The 15,816-nt window shown below is 71.9% G+C and carries 16 protein-coding genes; 6 read left to right on the top strand and 10 right to left on the bottom strand.

What is annotated here, in order from left to right; translation table 11 throughout:
• The first annotated feature begins 182 nt into the window (after positions 1-182).
• Positions 183-1,748, top strand: coding sequence for a long-chain-fatty-acid--CoA ligase (locus ACFPFQ_RS16435; RefSeq protein ID WP_379619591.1), 1,566 nt, complete (start codon positions 183-185; stop codon positions 1,746-1,748).
• Positions 1,745-2,023 (top strand): hypothetical protein, encoded by a 279-nt coding sequence (locus tag ACFPFQ_RS16440; protein ID WP_379619593.1) that lies wholly within the window; start codon positions 1,745-1,747, stop codon positions 2,021-2,023. The genes ACFPFQ_RS16435 and ACFPFQ_RS16440 overlap by 4 nt, the downstream gene beginning before the upstream one ends.
• Positions 2,024-2,141: 118 nt before the next feature.
• Here the strand turns inward: ACFPFQ_RS16440 and ACFPFQ_RS16445 are convergent, their stop codons facing one another.
• Positions 2,142-2,543, bottom strand: coding sequence for a hypothetical protein (locus ACFPFQ_RS16445; RefSeq protein ID WP_379619595.1), 402 nt, complete (start codon positions 2,541-2,543; stop codon positions 2,142-2,144).
• A gap of 621 nt (positions 2,544-3,164) precedes the next feature.
• Between ACFPFQ_RS16445 and ACFPFQ_RS16450 the strand changes: the two genes are divergently transcribed.
• Positions 3,165-3,452: a hypothetical protein gene (locus ACFPFQ_RS16450; RefSeq protein ID WP_379619597.1), complete on the top strand. Its 288-nt coding sequence runs from the start codon at positions 3,165-3,167 to the stop codon at positions 3,450-3,452.
• 454 nt (positions 3,453-3,906) lie between these two features.
• On the opposite strand, the gene ACFPFQ_RS16455 is transcribed toward ACFPFQ_RS16450, so the two are convergent.
• The 8 genes from ACFPFQ_RS16455 to ACFPFQ_RS16490 are packed head-to-tail and all read right to left on the bottom strand — an operon-like array spanning position 3,907 to position 11,582.
• A complete protein-coding gene (locus ACFPFQ_RS16455; protein WP_379619599.1) occupies positions 3,907-4,683 on the bottom strand; it encodes an enoyl-CoA hydratase-related protein in 777 nt (258 codons plus the stop codon).
• Complete coding sequence (locus tag ACFPFQ_RS16460) at positions 4,680-5,579, bottom strand: 3-hydroxyacyl-CoA dehydrogenase family protein (protein WP_379619601.1); 900 nt, start codon at positions 5,577-5,579, stop codon at positions 4,680-4,682. Before ACFPFQ_RS16460 ends, ACFPFQ_RS16455 begins: the two co-directional genes overlap by 4 nt.
• Before the next feature lie 26 nt (positions 5,580-5,605).
• Positions 5,606-6,529: a 3-hydroxyacyl-CoA dehydrogenase family protein gene (locus ACFPFQ_RS16465; protein WP_379619603.1), complete on the bottom strand. Its 924-nt coding sequence runs from the start codon at positions 6,527-6,529 to the stop codon at positions 5,606-5,608.
• Positions 6,526-7,392 (bottom strand): enoyl-CoA hydratase/isomerase family protein, encoded by an 867-nt coding sequence (locus ACFPFQ_RS16470; RefSeq protein WP_379619605.1) that lies wholly within the window; start codon positions 7,390-7,392, stop codon positions 6,526-6,528. Before ACFPFQ_RS16470 ends, ACFPFQ_RS16465 begins: the two co-directional genes overlap by 4 nt.
• Positions 7,389-8,579 (bottom strand): CaiB/BaiF CoA transferase family protein, encoded by a 1,191-nt coding sequence (locus ACFPFQ_RS16475; RefSeq protein WP_379619607.1) that lies wholly within the window; start codon positions 8,577-8,579, stop codon positions 7,389-7,391. Before ACFPFQ_RS16475 ends, ACFPFQ_RS16470 begins: the two co-directional genes overlap by 4 nt.
• Positions 8,543-9,844 carry a CaiB/BaiF CoA transferase family protein gene (locus ACFPFQ_RS16480; protein WP_379619609.1) on the bottom strand — a complete coding sequence of 434 codons (1,302 nt, stop codon included), beginning with the start codon at positions 9,842-9,844 and terminating at the stop codon, positions 8,543-8,545. Before ACFPFQ_RS16480 ends, ACFPFQ_RS16475 begins: the two co-directional genes overlap by 37 nt.
• Positions 9,845-9,858: 14 nt before the next feature.
• Positions 9,859-10,662 (bottom strand): CoA-transferase subunit beta, encoded by an 804-nt coding sequence (locus tag ACFPFQ_RS16485; RefSeq protein ID WP_379619611.1) that lies wholly within the window; start codon positions 10,660-10,662, stop codon positions 9,859-9,861.
• Positions 10,659-11,582, bottom strand: a complete 924-nt coding sequence (locus tag ACFPFQ_RS16490) for a CoA transferase subunit A (protein WP_379619613.1) — start codon at positions 11,580-11,582, stop codon at positions 10,659-10,661. Before ACFPFQ_RS16490 ends, ACFPFQ_RS16485 begins: the two co-directional genes overlap by 4 nt.
• Before the next feature lie 213 nt (positions 11,583-11,795).
• On the opposite strand from ACFPFQ_RS16490, the gene ACFPFQ_RS16495 reads away from it, so the two are divergent.
• Together ACFPFQ_RS16495 and ACFPFQ_RS16500 are read left to right on the top strand one after the other, a co-directional pair.
• Positions 11,796-13,175 carry an MFS transporter gene (locus ACFPFQ_RS16495; RefSeq protein ID WP_379619615.1) on the top strand — a complete coding sequence of 460 codons (1,380 nt, stop codon included), beginning with the start codon at positions 11,796-11,798 and terminating at the stop codon, positions 13,173-13,175.
• Between the two features lie 71 nt (positions 13,176-13,246).
• Complete coding sequence (locus ACFPFQ_RS16500) at positions 13,247-14,182, top strand: dipeptide epimerase (protein WP_379619758.1); 936 nt, start codon at positions 13,247-13,249, stop codon at positions 14,180-14,182.
• Positions 14,183-14,235: 53 nt separating this feature from the next.
• Here the strand turns inward: ACFPFQ_RS16500 and ACFPFQ_RS16505 are convergent, their stop codons facing one another.
• Entirely contained in the window at positions 14,236-15,027 is a 792-nt protein-coding gene (locus tag ACFPFQ_RS16505; RefSeq protein WP_379619617.1) for an IclR family transcriptional regulator, read from the bottom strand.
• Between the two features lie 431 nt (positions 15,028-15,458).
• Between ACFPFQ_RS16505 and ACFPFQ_RS16510 the strand changes: the two genes are divergently transcribed.
• Positions 15,459-15,695 (top strand): hypothetical protein, encoded by a 237-nt coding sequence (locus tag ACFPFQ_RS16510; protein ID WP_379619619.1) that lies wholly within the window; start codon positions 15,459-15,461, stop codon positions 15,693-15,695.
• Positions 15,696-15,816 lie beyond the last annotated feature (121 nt).

Consider the following 15,816-nt stretch of genomic DNA (forward strand, 5'->3'; position numbering starts at 1 on the left):
CTCGCCCTTCGTCGCGACTCTGCGGAACGGAGGGGACTGTCCGGCACATCAGCAGCGCGGATCTGTCCCATTTCGCTACGGGTCGCGGGACGTCGTAGCGAAATGGGACAGGTACAGGCGCGCCATGCCACCGACCCTGATGCGCCACTGACGACGGAGGGAGCGCACGGGTGTTTGGAACCATGATGGATCGCCCCCTGCTCATCAGTTCACTGCTGCACCAGGCCGAGCGCGTGCACGGCGACCGCGTGAACGTGAGCTGCGAGAACGGCGCCGTCCGGCGCGCTTTCACCTACCGCGAGCTCGGCTCGGCGGCCCGGCGGCTGGGCTCGGCCCTGCAAGAGCTGGGCGCGCGAGAAGGAACCCGCGTCGGGTCGCTCGCTTGGAACAGCGACCGACACCTCGCCGCCTACTTCGGTGTACCCGGCATCGGCGCCGCGCTGCACACGATCAACCAGCGGATGCCGGCCGAGCACATCGTCTACGCGGTGAACCAGGCCGAGGACGAGGTGCTGCTCGTCGAGGCCGACCTGCTGCCCGTCGCGCGCGAGATCGTGCCGGCCACACCGTCGGTCAAGCACATCGTCGTGCTCGGGGACGCCGATGCCGACATCGCCGGTGTACAGGCCTGGTCGTTCGATGCGCTGCTGGACGAGGCCGACGAGCTCGTCGCGTTCCCCGAGTTCGACGAGCGCACCGCGTCGTCGATCTGCTTCACCTCCGGCACCACCGGCCTGCCGAAGGGCGTCGTCTACACGCACCGCAGCACCGTCCTGCACGCCATGGCGATCTCGCTCGCCGGCGCCGTCGGCGTCACCAAGGACCGCGGCTACCTCGTCGCCTGCCAGATGTCACACGTCAACAGCTGGGGAGTGCCGCACGCGGGCACGATGCAGGGCGCGCGGCTCGTGCTGCCCGGACCGCACCCCACACCGGGCGACTACCTCCGCCTGATCACCGAGCAGAGGCCCGCCGTCATCGTCGGCGCCCCGGCCGTCATGGCGCTGATCCGCGACGAGTACCGCAAACGGCCCGACGGGTCGGACCTCTCCTCACTCAAGACCATGTGGATGGGTGGGCAGACCCCGCCCGCCGCCCTCGCCGACTGGTGGGCCGAGCAGGGCGCGACCACCGTCAACGGCTGGGGCATGACCGAGACCCACCCGATGGCGACATTCGCCCACGGCCACGCCGACCAGGGCCCTCAACTGCCACTCGTCGAGATCCGCGTGGTCGACGACAAGGGCGCGGAACTGCCGTGGGACGGCCGGTCGACCGGAGAGCTAGAAGCCCGTGCGCCGTGGGTGACTGGCACCTACCTGGGCCATACCGGACCCTCGGAGTCCTTCCACGATGGATGGCTGCGCACCGGCGACGTCGCCGTCATCGCGCCCGGCGGGGCCCTGCAGATCAAGGACCGGTCCAAGGACCTCATCAAGAGCGGCGGTGAGTGGATCTCCTCGATCGACCTGGAGAACCACCTCATGCTGCACCCCGCCGTGGCGGAGGCCGCGGTCATCGCCATCCCGCACGAGAAGTGGCAAGAACGGCCCGTCGCGTGGATCGTGCCGGAATCCGACGTCAGCGATGACGAGCTGCGCGAATACGTCGGGAAGACCTTCCCGCGCTACTGGATCCCCGACGCGTTCGTCCGCGTCGACACGATCCCCAAGACCTCCGTCGGCAAGCTCGACAAGGTCGGCATGCGGTCGCGGCAGGCAGCGGGCACCCTGAAGATGGCGACGTGAGCGAAACTCTCGTCCTCAGCGACAACACCGCCGGCACCTCGCCGGAGAGCCTGCATGCCATCGTGGAGGCAGCGTCGGGATCGGCCCCGCCCTACGGCGCGGTCACGATCTCGGCCCGAGCTCGTGACCGGTTCGCCGAGGTCTTCGAGCGCCCCATCAGCGCGTTTCCCGACAGCACCGGATCTGCCGCGAAGGCACTGTTGGCCGCCACTGAAGGAGACGACGAAGCCGCCGTTCACGATGCCGATGAAGAACGGATACACCGGGCGGGTTGAGCTGCAGGATGGCGGCGTGGTCGGCAGGGTGACGCGAGCCGCGACGTCGTTGAAGGGCGCGGTGTCGGCAAGCTGCCGTCTGGTTGCGGACGCGCGAGGGCCGGGCAGGGCGAGAATCTCAGTCCGGCCGGGTCGGTGCCGGACGCGTGACCAGCCGCCCGTGGGTGATCTGGCCGATCAGCGTCCACAGCGCGACGTGCGGGGCAACGCGGACCCGGAGAGTGACCGCGGCGGCGGCCAGCGCGCTCAGCGCGTCACCGAGCCGCGTGGGCTGCGGTGCGAGCTGGACGAGGACGTCGCGATCGACCCGGGCCAGCGAGCCCAGCGCCTGGGCTCGCAGCCAATCGACGTGCGCGAGGTCGCGGCCGGCCCGGATCCAGCGCAGCACGGTCGACAGCGGGCGGTCCATGTCGGCGGCGATCCGCCGATAGCCGACGCCGCTCGCGCTGGCCTGCAGGGCGGCACCGATCACGGCGGTGGTGTCGGCCCGGCGTGGTGCCACGACCACGGGCAGCAGCACGTGCGTGGTGCGGCAGGCGCGGCAACGGGCCCCTCGTGGTCGCAGGGACATCGGTGGCGGTGCCGTGATCGTGCACGCTGCGCACCCGGGCGTGCCCCCAAGGCTGCAGCGGCCCGGCGCACCGCGGGCAGCGCAGCGCCGCGGCGGCGAGGTCGATCTCGGCTTGGCCGGGGTCGGGGATGCCGATCATCGGGTCGAGATGGGGCCACGGCGCACGAGCGTGGTCTATCAGGTCCGCGGCCGGGTAGGGGCCAGTTGGTGTGGGTCGCAGCGCCCAACGGCGCCCGGTCCGATGAGGTAGATCGGCGAGACTCGACGCGCCACGGTGACGACCGCCGGCGTCGTCGCGGGCCCGGAGGTCGCGGTCACGATGCTGATCGCCAACGAGTTGCGGGCCGCCGCCGGCCATCCCGTGATCGGCCTGAGCGGCCTCACCGACACGGTGGTCGCAGCCGCCGGCTCGTTGCAGTTCGGTCCCACCTTCGCCATACCGATCTTCATCGGGGCGGCCATCGCGACCGACGTGCTGTTCGAGCAGCACGAGCAGCTCTTCGATCGGTTCCTCACCAAGGAGTTGTTCAGATCCCTCTTGAGGAGCTCCCCGACCGCGTCATCGATGCGTTGCGCGCGCAAGGCATCGACCCGGACGCCGCCGGGCTCGACCGTGGCATCGTCATCGCACTCATGGACGAGCGGCGCGGCGCGAACCACCCCGGCGCCCCGGTCGCCCAGGTCGTCCAGCCACAGGCCCGGAGGAAGGCCAGGCGGGCCCTCCTGGCAGAGCGCACGAAGTCGGTCGGACGGCCCACTGCCAGCAGGGCGGACTGGACCATCGAAGAGATCGACGACGCGATGAATCACCTCGACGACATCGGCGACAAGGTCGAGGCAGCTTCTCCTCGTCGGTGAACGCGCGACCCAGCAAGGAGTGAACGCTGGCAAGCCCGATCCCCGTCGGATTGTCCGGACCCTCCTCCTCGTCGACACGGAGGTTGCGGCGCTCGAGATACGCTGAGATGGCCACCACCGCCACATAGCCGGGCTCCGCCAAGCACGCATGGGACTCCACAACCTCCGCAGCGCTGCGGCAGGGAGCCGAGCACTCCGCAACTTCCAACATCGCGGATTGACAACAATGGCGCCGTCAGAACTGATCTGCGGTGGTTGGGAGCTCGTTCGCACTGCCGTTGCTGGCCTGACCTGCGGCCAGCGGCCTGTCGGCGCCACCGTGTCAGGGATGTCGAGCAGCCCCGTGCGTCGCTCGCCCGACGTGCTGCCCTCTACGACTCCCCTGCGCGGTGGCGGCTACGGGTGGCTAGATCAGCACCATGTCATGGACGCGGCCCGGACGGGTCAGGACGGGTCAGGACCAGAAGGTGCCCTCCTCGGGAGTGCGGCGCTCGGTGAACGCCGCCGAGACCTCACGGGCCTCGGCCGTGGCCAGGTAGAGGGTGAGCAGCTGGTCGTGCGCGATGCGGGCCTGCCCCGACACACCGTTGTGGCGAGCGGAGAACGCCGCCTTCAGCCCTCCGATCGCGAGCGGACTGCGGGTCGCGATCTCGCGGGCGAGGGCCGCCGCCCGGTCGAGCAGCTCGGAGTCAGGCATCACCTCGTTGACCAGACCGAAGCCCAGCGCCTGCGACGCGGTGTACTTGCGGTTGAGGTACCACATCTCCTTGGCGCGCTTGCGCCCGATGGTGTCCTCGAGGTAGGCGGTGCCATATCCCGCGTCGAAGCTGCCGACCATCGGCCCGACCTGGCGGAACACCGCGGTCTCGGCGGCGACGGTCAGGTCGCAGACGGTGTGCAGGACGTTGCCGCCACCCACGGCGTAGCCGTTGACCGCCGCGATGACGGGCTTCGACGTGGTGTCGATGATCTGGTACAGGTCGACCATCGGCAGGATCGCGGAGTAGTCGAGCGACGCCAGCTCGTCGTGCTCGCCACCGATGCAGAAGAACTTCGTCCCGGCACCGGTGAGCACCGCGGCACGCAGCGCCGGGTCGGTCCGGAAGTCCTGGAAGGCGGCGATCAGCTCGTGGGCGGTCTCGGGCCGGATCTTGTTGCCGGCATCCGGGCGGTTGATGGTGATCGTGCGGACCGGGCCGTCGGTTGCGATCAGGATGTCGCGGTAGCTCACGGCGCTGCCACCTCCTCGGTGTCGGCCGCCGGGCACCCGACGCGGAAGCCGCGCCCGCTCTTGCGGCCGAGGTAGCCCGCGGCGACCATCTGGCCCAGCAGCGGCGGTGGGGCGAACTGCGGGTCGAGCGTGGCTCGGTAGGCGCTGGTCGTGGCATGGTGGTGGGTGTCGAGCCCGATCAGGTCGAGTAGTTCCAGCGGGCCCATCCGGTAGCCGAGCCCGAGGCGCAGGGCGATGTCGATGTCCTCGGCCGACGCGAGGCCGGCGTCGAGCTCGTCGACGACGTCGTTGAGGTAGGGCATCAGCAGCTTGTTGACCAGGAACCCGGGCCGGTCCCTGACCGGCACCGCGACCTTGCCGATGCGCTCGACGAACGCCGTGAGCGCCGCGGTGACGGCCGGGTCGGTCTGCAGTGCGGCGACGACCTCGACCACGGGCATGAGCGGGGCGGGGTTGAAGAAGTGCAACCCGGCCACCCGTTGCGGCGACGGCACGGCGGCGGCCAGGTCCGTCACCGACAGCGCCGAGGTGTTCGTGGCGACGACCGCGTCCGCGGCCACGACACCGCCGACCGCCGCGAGCAGCTCCCGCTTCACCTCCGCCCGCTCGACGACGGCTTCGATCACCAGGTCGGCGGTCGCGAGGTCCGCGACGTCGGTGGTGCCGGTGAACCGGCCGAGGGTCGCCTCGCGCTGCTCGGGGGTGACCTTGCCGCGGCGCACCCCCTCGGCGAGGAAGGCGGCGATCGCCTCGACGCCGGCCGCGAGCCGGTGCTCACCGGTCTCCAGCACGACGACCGGGATCCCGGCCTGGGTGATCACCTGGGCGATCCCGCGGCCCATCAGGCCGAGGCCGAGCACGGCGACGGATCGGAAGTCTCTGACGTGGGTGTGCATGTCCGTCCCTGCGGGGTGTGGGTGGGTCATGAGCCGAACAGCGCGGTGTCGCCGTAGTCGTAGAAGCCGCGCCCGGTCTTGCGCCCCAGGTCCCCGGCGGCGATCATCCGCTCGACCAGCGGGGGTGGGGCGAACCGCGGGTCGCGCAGCTGCTCGTAGAGCCGGCACGCGACCTGGTGGTGGATGTCCAGCCCGACGATGTCCAACAGCCGGAACGGGCCCATCGGGTGCCCGAGCGCCCCGGTGACGGCGGCGTCGATCGACTGCACAGTCCCGGTGCCGGACTCCAGGGCCCGGATGCAGTTGTTCTCCCACGGGATGAGGAAGCGGTTCACGATGAAGCCGGGGCGGTCCTTGGTCAGGACCGTCGTCTTGCCGGCGAGCGCGAGGAACCCGCGGGTGCGCCGCAGCGCGTCCTCGGAGGTCCGCGGGCCCACTGCGACCTCGACCAGGTCCATCATCGGGGCGGGGTTGCAGTAGTGGGTGCCGACCACGCGCTCGGGGTGCCGCGAACCGGACGCGATCGCCGTGACCGAGAGCGTGGACGTGTTGGTGTGGATCAGGGCGGTGGGGGCGACGACGTCGTCGAGGCGGCCGAGCAGCTCGTGCTTGACCGCGAGGTCCTCGAACACGGCCTCGACGACGACGTCGGCCCCGGCGAGGTCGGCGAGGTCGGCGGTGTCGGTGAGGTTCTCGACGGCGTTCTCGACCTGCGCGGCGCTGAGCTTGCCGAGCTCGCCGCTCTTGGTGAGGAAGCGGCGGGCCGCGGCGATCCCGGCCGCGGCGCGGCCGGCGTCCACGTCGAAGATCGTGGTCGGCCAGCCGGCCCGCGCGGCGACGACGGCGATGCCCGATCCCATCGTGCCGGCGCCGACGACCGCGACCCGCTCGACCGTCGCGGGCGCGACGGTGCCGCCGTCGGCGGGAGATGTCCTGGTGGCCGTGCTCATCGCGGCTCCTCTGCTGGTGCTCGGTGGGGGTGGGTGACGCCGGTCGCGTCGGTGGGGTCGGCGAACAGGGGCGCCCGGCGGTCGCGGAAGGCGGCGATTCCCTCGGCCGCCTCAGTCCCGCCCGTCAGCGCCCCGGCCAGCGCCGTCTCCAGGCTCAGGCCGGCCTCGAGCGGGCCGTCCGTGGCGAGCGCGGTGAGGACGGCACGCACGGCGAGGGGACCGCGGGCGGCGATCGTGTCGGCGACGTCGACCGCGGCGGCGACGAGGTCCGCGGTGGTGCCCGGTACCGGCGGCAGGGGCGTGAGGCCGAGCTGGTGGGCACGCTCGGCGTCCATGCGGGCCCCGGTCAGCATCAGGTGCGCGGCCGCCGAGCGACCGACGAGCCGCGGCAGCCGCTGCGTACCGCCGTAGCCCGGCATGAGTCCCAGGCCCGTCTCCGGCAGCGCCAACGTCGCCCGCGCCGACAGCACGGGAAACGTGCAGCTCAGGACGAGCTCGAAACCCCCGCCGAGGGCGTGCCCGTTCACCGCCGCGATCACCGGTACCGGCGCGCCCGCGATCCGTCGCAGGACGGCCTGGCCACGGGCCAGCACCTCGGTAGCCTGCGCGACCGTGAGGTCCTGCAGCTCGTCGAGGTCCGCTCCCGCACTGAACGCCTTCTCCCCCGCGCCGGTGATCACGACACAGCGGATGGCGGGGTCTGCGGCCGCCGCGGCGACGGCGGTGTCGAGCTCGTCGAGCAGCTGCCGGTTGAGAGCGTTGTGGACCTGCGCCCGGTCGAGCGTCAGCACCGCCACCGGGTCCCGGCGCTCGACGGCGACGAGGCCGGGGGCGGGCCGGAGCCGGGTCTGCGCGCCGCTCACGATCGCACCGCCTCGGTGTCGGCGCGCAGCGAGTCCATGTCGGGGAAGCGCTCGTTGCGCGGCTGCGACTGCGACCCGAGCCGGAACGGCGGTTGCACGGTGTGCAGCCGCCCGCTGGAGCCGGGCACCGGCATCAGGGCGCCCCGGGCCCGCACATGCGGGTCCTGGACCACTTCCGACAGACTCTGCACGAGCGAGCACGGGATCGCGGCCGCCTGCAGCGCGGCGGTCCACTCCGTGGCGGGCCGGCGGGCCAGCCGGACGCTGATCGCCGCGATGAGCTCCGGCCGGCGGGCCTGGCGGTCGGCGTTGGTGGCCAGACCGGGGTCGTCGGCGAGTGCGCCGAGCTCGACCACGGAGCAGAACCGCCGCCACATGGCGTCGTTCCCGATCGCCACGGCGATGTCCCGGTCCGCGGTGGGGAACGTCTGGTACGTCGCGAGCACCGAGTCCGTCCCGCCGCTGGGTGCGGGTTCGGGGCCGCCGGCGAGGTAGGCGGCCAGGCGGGGCGCCATGAGGGCGAGGCCGACGTCGAGGAGCGAGACGTCGACCAACTCGCCCTGCCCGGTCGTGCGCTGGCGGACCAGGGCCGCGGAGACCGCCAGCGCCGCGCACATGCCGGCGACGACGTCGGACAGCGCCGTGGACACCCGCTGCGGCGGACCACCGGCGGGACCCGTCACCGACATCAGGCCAGAGCGGGCCTGCGCGATCAGGTCGTAGCCGGCGAGACCGGCGTCGGGCCCGGTGAGGCCGAACCCGGAGACCGCGCAGTAGACCAGCTTCGGGAAGCGGCGCCGCAGGGTGTCCGGGTCGAGTCCCAGCCCGGCGAGCTTCGTCGGGTTGAGGTTCTCCACGAGCACGTCCGCGGCCTCCAGCAGCCCGTCCAGCTCGGCCCGGCCATGCGCGGCCCGCAGGTCCACGACGATGCTGTCCTTGTTGCGGTTCGCCGAGGCGAACCACGCCGAGACGCCGTCCACGAACGGCGGCCCCCAGCTCCGGGCATCGTCACCGTGGCCGGGGCGCTCAACCTTGATCACGCGGGCCCCGAGGTCCGCGAGGTACATCGCCGCGGTGGGCCCCGCGTAGGAGGTCGACATGTCGACCACGGTGACCCCGGCCAGTGGACCGCCAACCTCATCCGTGCCGCTCACAGCGCACCGGAGTTGGCAGCCCGGATCGGCCACGGCGACGGCAGCCGCTCGTCCGACACCACCGGCTGGGGCGCGGACGAATCGTCGGTCGGCGGGCGGTGCTCGACGACACCGGCCTCGACCAGGCGGTCGATGTCCCGCGGCGCCAGGCCGGCGCAGCGCTCCAGCACCTCGCGCGTGTGCTGCCCGAGCCGTGGTGCCGCCTCCCCCACGACCGGCGGGGTCTCGGAGAGCCGCAGCGCCGAGGTCACGACCGGCAACGTCCCGAACATCGGGTGCTCGACCTCGGCGACCTGATTCAGGTGCTGGACCTGGGGATCCTTGAAGACCGCGTCCATGCGGTTGATCGGCGCCACCGGCGCACCCGCGCGGGACAGGACGTCCACCCAGTGCGCCGCGGACTCGGCACGGGTGATCTCGCCGATCAACGGGATCAGGACGTCGCGGTGGGTGATCCGGGCGTCGTTGGTCGTGAACCGGGGGTCGGTCTTCCACTCGGGCCGCCCCAGCGCGTCGGCCAGGACCCGGAAGAGCTTGTCGTTGGGCGAGCCGAGCAGGACATGCCCGTCGCTGGTGGGGAACGCCTGATACGGGACGACATTGGCGTGGGCGGACCCTTGCGGCTCCGCGACGCTCCCGCCGATGAGGTACTGGCTGGCGGCGTTGACTAGCACGGCGAGCTCCGTGCTCAGCAGCGAGACGTCCACCCGCTGGCCCTGCCCGGTCACCGTCCGGTGGTGCAGCGCGGAGACCACACCGAGCGCGGCGTGCAGCCCCGTCGCGACATCGATCATCGCCACGCCGATCTTGACGGGCTCGCCGCCGGGCGTGCCGGTGATGCTCATCATCCCGCCCAAGGCGGAGATCATCAGGTCGTAGCCGGGCCGCTCCCGGTACGGCCCGTCCTGGCCGAACGCGGAGATCGCGCAGTAGATCAGGCCCGGGTTGAGCTCCCGGAGCCGGTCGTAGCCGAGGCCGAGGCGGTCCATCACCCCGGGCCGGAAGCTCTCGACCACCACGTCGGCGCCACGGACCAGGGCGCGCGCCACCTCGGCACCCTCCTCGCCCGCGAGGTCGATGGCGACGCTGCGCTTGTTCCGGTTGAGCCCGAGGAAGTACGTGCTCACCTCACCGAGGAACGGGGGCCCCCAGCTACGGCTGTCGTCGCCGACGCCCGGACGCTCGATCTTGATCACCTCGGCGCCCATGTCGCCGAGCAGCATCGTCGAGTAAGGACCCGCGACCACGCGCGAGAAGTCGATCACCCGCAGGCCCTTGAGTGCGGTGTTGTCGAACACTGGTTCCTCCTGGATCAGCGGGCGAGTTCGCCGGTCGGGTCGACGACCCGGCGCAGGACGTCGAGCTCGGCGGCCATCGGCGCGGCGGTGACGGGCCAGGGCGGTGCCGTGGGCAGCGCGAAACCGGTCCGGTCAACGACCGCCTGCGCGTCGGCCCCGGGGTGGATGCTGCGCACGGTCATCTCGCCGTGGTCGACGCCGAAGGTCACAAGCGGCGTGATGCAGCAGACGGGTCCGTCGGTGGTGATCCCGGCCCGGGCGCGGGAGTCCCCGCCGTCGAGGTGGCCGGCCGCGGTCAGGAAGTCGACCCGCTCGACGAACGTGCGGCGGGTGTGGCTCGCCGAGAACAGGATGATCCGCCCGGACACCACGGCGAACGAGGTGTTGGCCAGTCCCGGGCCGCGGAAGCTCGGACGCCCGTCGCGGTACCCCGTCCCGTGCAGGTTGACGTTGCCGTGCCGGTCGAGCTGGACGCCGCCGTAGAACATCACGGAGAGCCGGCCGTTCTCCGACATCTCGAACAGGTCATATCCCGTGCCGACCGCCTCGGCACCGGTCACCCAGCGCCCGTCGGAGGCGGACCGGTAGAGCCTCCCGGGCCGCGGGTTGACGACCCCCGACGGCAGGATCAGCGTCATGTCGGGCGCGTGCAACTGCTGCGCCAGCAGGCAGGCCGCGACGGGGACCAGCGAGCTCGCCCCGGTGACCGCGAGATCGTCGTTCCGGATCTCGCGTGCCATCACGACGGTCATCAGCTCGTCGGGGCTGTAGCCGATCCCGGCCTCCGCCGGGCCGGTCTGCGAGTCGGCGGTCGTCATCGCACGCTCTCCTCGAGACGGTCGATCCGTTCGGCGCCACCGACGGTGGCGAGATAGTCGGGGCCCTCGGCGACGCCGAGGACCCGGGGCTCGAGGTACTCCGACCGCCACGTCTGCGAGGTCCGCCCGGCGTGGAGGTACGCGCGGAGCTGCTCCTCGTCGTGGACGTAGTAGCCCTGGCTCGCGCAGGGATGGGCGCCGTAGGGCGCCTCGACGACCGCATCGACCAGGTAGCCCGGCAGGACGGTGCGGTGGGGTGCGGACCGGATCTCCTCGTTGGTGACGATCCGGTCGACGGTCACCACGACGGTGCGCGACGCCTTGGCGAGCAGCGGATCGCAGAACGGGGTGCCGAGGTTGCGGACGTTGCCGTACTCGTCGGCCTCCTGCACGTGCAGCAGGCAGACGTCGGGGCGCATCGCAGCGGGTGCCGGCACCGGACCCCGCCCGGCGACCTCACGCGGCGCGGCCAGCGGCGACGTCCTGGTCAGGTCGGTTCCGGCGATCGACGTCACCGGATGGTGCGGCAGCGCCTCCAGCGTCGCCATCAGGCCGCCGAGCACGGTGGCCTCGTCGCAGTCGACGAGGTCGACCGTGCCCGTCTCACCCGCCCGCCGGTGGTTGGGGGCGAGACCGAGGTGGTCGAACGACACGTGCGCGACGTAGGCCGTACGGACGAGGCCGGAGCCGATGAGCAGGTCGACGGCGTAGCTGGACGGCGGGGCGGCGACGACCGTCAGTCCGCTCGGGCCCTGGCGTACGACCTCGCGCACGAGCGCCGAGGGGTTGTTCTGGAACCACAGGCCGCCGACCGCCACGAACGATCCGGGGGTGACGAGGGCTGCCGCCTCGGACAGCGTGACGCGCTTCGAGGCACGCCGGGACGCAGGGCCCGGCGGATGGGAGTGGGAGCGGGTCACCGATGACCTCCAAGCCATTATTTGGTCGCTGATGCCACATTATGGGTCGCGTCCGGGACCGTCAAGGGTGATGCCGCTCGCCGCCAGCCTTGACAATCGACGCGCCCGCCCGCACTCTTCCGATCCATACCGTGGCCGACAAAGTCGAGACGGAACCATTATATGGTTCGCCCTGGTGTCGGACCGCCCGCGCAGAGCAGCGAGGAGAGCGCCATGAGTGTCAGCGACGACCCAGCCCGGACCCGACCGTCCGACCCGATCCCGCCAGCCCCCGCAGAACCCCCGAGCGGCACCGGCCGGTCGACGCGACGCATCGTGGTCTCGGCGGCGATCGGCAACTTCGCGGAGTGGTACGACTTCGCCGTCTACGGCGTGGTCGCGTCGGTGATGGCGACCCACTTCTTCCCCACGTCGGACCCGACCGTCGGGCTGATCGGCGCGTACGCGATCTTCGCGCTCACCTACGTGAGCCGGCCCCTCGGCGGGCTGTTCGCCGGCTGGCTGGGCGACACCCTCGGCCGCCGCCGCGCACTGTCGTTCACGATCATCCTGATGTGTGCGGGGACCGCGCTGATCGGAGTGCTGCCCGGATACGCGGCGATCGGGGTGGGGGCCCCGGTCCTGCTCACGCTCTGCCGGCTCCTGCAGGGGCTGGGGACCGGTGGCGAGTACAGCTCGGCCATCAGCTTCGTCTACGAGCACAGCGCTCCGAGGGACCGCGCCGTACGGATCAGCTACCTCGTCACCACCACCTTCGTCGGCATCTCGGCGGCGGTCCTCGCGGCCGGGCTGCTGTCGACCGTGCTCGGCGAGGAGGCCTTCGAGGCGTGGGGCTGGCGCCTACTGTTCCTGGCCGCGGCGCCGCTGGGGCTGGCGGGCGTCTATCTGAGAAGCAAGGTCGCCGAGACGCCCACGTTCGAGAAGGCCGCGCAGGAGCGGCAGGAGCTGCAGGGCCGGGAGCGCAGGGCCGCCACCCCGATCCGCGAGACGCTCCGCACGCAGGTGCCCACCATGGTGCTGTTCTTCCTCGTCGTCTCCGCCTATGCGCTGATCACCCCGGTGCTGTCCTCGTACTTCATCACCTTCATGCAGCGCGAGGGCGGGCTGAGCAGCGGTCAGTCGTACTACGTCTCGCTCGCCATCAATGTCGTCATGATCGCCGCGACGCTGCTCACCGGTCGCTTCATGGCACGCTACGGGCTGCAGCGCACCTTCGTGCTCGGCGGGGTGTTCATCGCCGTCGTCGCGGTCCCCTCGTTCGCCGTCGCCACCCAGGGAGTGGGCGGGGCGCTGCTCGGCGGCGCCCTGCTGTCCGCGGGCAAGGGCATCGTCGCCGTCGCCGGCGCGATGGCGATGTCGCACATGTTCCCGGCCGCGGTCCGGGTCACCGCGGGTGCGCTGGCCTACAACGTCTGCACCATCGCGTTCGGAGCTGCCGGGCCCACGATCGGGATCTGGCTCAACGCCTCGACGGGGAGCAGCCTGACGTTCAGCGTCTACATCGGAGTCGTCGCCGTGATCTCGGCCGCGGCCGCTGTCATGGGGCGGGCCCGGTTGCGCGCGCGGGACACCGAGCCCGTGGCCGCGAACTGACGGGGAGGGACCGTCATGGGTCAACACGTCGAGGTTCTCCACGAACGCTTCCCGATCCGGGGGTTTTCCGCATCAGCCGGGGAGAGAAGACGACCGCCGACGTCGTCAGGGTGGTCGTCGGCGACCACGGCGTCCGCGGCCACGGCGAGTGCGTCCCCTACCCGAGATACGGGCAGAGCGTGGACGGAGTGATCGCCGAGATCGAGTCGGTCCGTCCGGCCCTGGAGGGCGGCGCCGACGTGGACGACGTCCAGGACCTCCTGCCTGCGGGGCCGGCCCGCAACGCCGTCGAGTGCGCGTTGTGGGACCTCGGGGCGCGGTCGGGCCGCCGGCGCGCGAGCCGGCTGCTTCCCGCGCACACCCCGCTCCGCCCGCTCGTCACCGCGTTCACGATCAGCCTCGACACCCCCGAGCGGATGGCCGCGGTCGCGGCCTCCGCGGCGGGACGCGCGATATCGCTGCTCAAACTCAAGCTCGGAGGCGACGGGGACCCCGAGCGGGTCCGCGCCGTCCGGGCGGCGGCGCCGCACGCCCGCCTCATCGCGGACGCGAACGAGTCCTGGTCGCCGGAGCAGCTGTCCTCGTTCGCCCCGGTGCTCGCCGGGCTCGGCGTCGAACTGCTCGAACAACCCCTCCCCGCGGACTCAGACGACGCCTTGACCGGCTACGACGGTCCCCTGCTGCTGTCCGCGGACGAGTCCTGCCAGGACGCCGCGTCCGTCGCCGGCCTCGCCGGACGCTACGCGGCCGTGACCGTCAAGCTGGACAAGACCGGCGGGATCATCGGGGCCATGGCCACGCTGGCCGCCGCGCGTGACGCCGGGATGCGCACCATGCTCGGGTGCATGGTCGCCACCTCGCTGTCGATGGCGCCCGGACTCGTCCCGGCACAGCTGGCCGAGTTCGTGCACCTCGACGGTCCACTGCTCCTGGCCCGCGACCGACACCCCGGCTTGCCCTACGACGGGGCGCGAGTCAGCCCGTCGGACGCGGTCTGGGCCACCTGAGGCGGGACGCGGTGCCACCCGGAGGCACCGCATCCCCCGCCACCCCGAGCGGATCACGCCTCGTAGTGACCGAGGGAGGCCGAGATCCGGCGGGCCGCGTCGAGAGCGGCCCGGCACAGCTCGTCGATCCGGTCCCGCTCCACCGCCCGCACCTTCAGCACCGGAACGGTGACCACAGCGACGACGCCTCCGGTGTGATCGCGGACGGGCGCGCCGACGGCCCAGACGTCCCGGGCCGTCTCCTCGTCGTTCACCGCGAAGCCCCGTGCCCGGACCTCCGCCAGATCGGCGAGAAAGTCCTCGCGGGCCGCCGCCGCGTTCGGGCCGGCGGAGACCGGCCATTCCCCGGCGGGCGGCAGCATCTCGTCGACCTCGTCCTTCGGCTGCCAGGCGAGCATGACCTTCCCCGACGCGCGTCCGTCCCACGCCGGATGCCTGCTGCCGATCTCGCTGAAAATCTTGATCACCTTGCGGCTCTCGCGGCGATCGATGAACACGATGTCCGGTCCGGACCGGACGCTGAGCTGGACAGCCTCGTCGAGGCGATCCCGCAGCTCATCCATCGGCGCGGAGGCAGCGGAGATGAGGTCGTTGCCGACGACCGCGACGGCAGCCAGCCGGACGATCTGGTAATGCGGCGCGAACCGGCCCGTCTGCTGGTCGGACCGGACGAAGCCGTGCTGCTCGAGAGCGTGGAGAAGCCTGCGGACCGTGCTGGCCGCGAGGTCCAGCTTGGCGCTGATCTCCGCGACCGACAGCGACGGCTCCAAAATCGAGAAGCACTCCAGCACGTCGAGCATCCGCTCGGCGGACCGTAGTGGCTGCCCAGTCGCCTGCTTGGCCACCGCACTCCTCACGTCGACTGCATCCCGCCGCACCCGCGGCCAGGCCGACCAACCTACACAAGGGGTGAGCCCACCACCCCACAGGTGACATTATATGGCCCATCGCGGCCGTAGAATGGGCCCTTGGGAGGGGCCGGCTGGTCAGCCCGGATCACGAGGCTCTCACGCCGCGAGCGCGGCGGCGGCGGCGGATCCGACGTCACCGCAGCGATCTCTCCCGAAAGCCGGGCGCTCGGAGAGGAGGAGTCTGGATGCACGACCGGTGGTCGTCATCGGCGCCAGCAGCGTTCCGTCCCCCCGCCACGGGATCTACGGGCAGCAGTGGCAGATCAGTCCGGTGGCGGCGACCGTCGCGTACGCAAGCGACGCGGCCGGAGCCATCGGGGTACATCTCGCCGGACGGTGGATGCGATGCCGGCCTCGCCGGGGGGTTGCTGGTCACGGCCGTCGGGATCGTCGTCGCGGCCGCGGCGATCGCGGCCACGGCACACGCGCTGTGGCAGCTCGATGCCGCCCGAGTCCTCCAGGGGATCGCGGCCGGGCTGGTCAGTGCCACGGCGACAGCCGCGCTGACCGCCCTGCCCACGCGCACCGACACCGCACGGCGATCGGACCCGGCGCAGCGGTGTCGGGTGCTCTCGCCCAGTGGGCGCCGGCCCCGCTCGTGACCCCCATCTCGTCGTCGGGGTCGCCGGCATCCTCGTGACCGCCGCACCGCTGACCGCCCCGGCGAGCGCGATGCAGGACCAGGCGGCACCGACGGCGGCGCATCGACGGCACCGGCTCACG

The organism is Pseudonocardia sp. GCM10023141 (assembly GCF_042653605.1).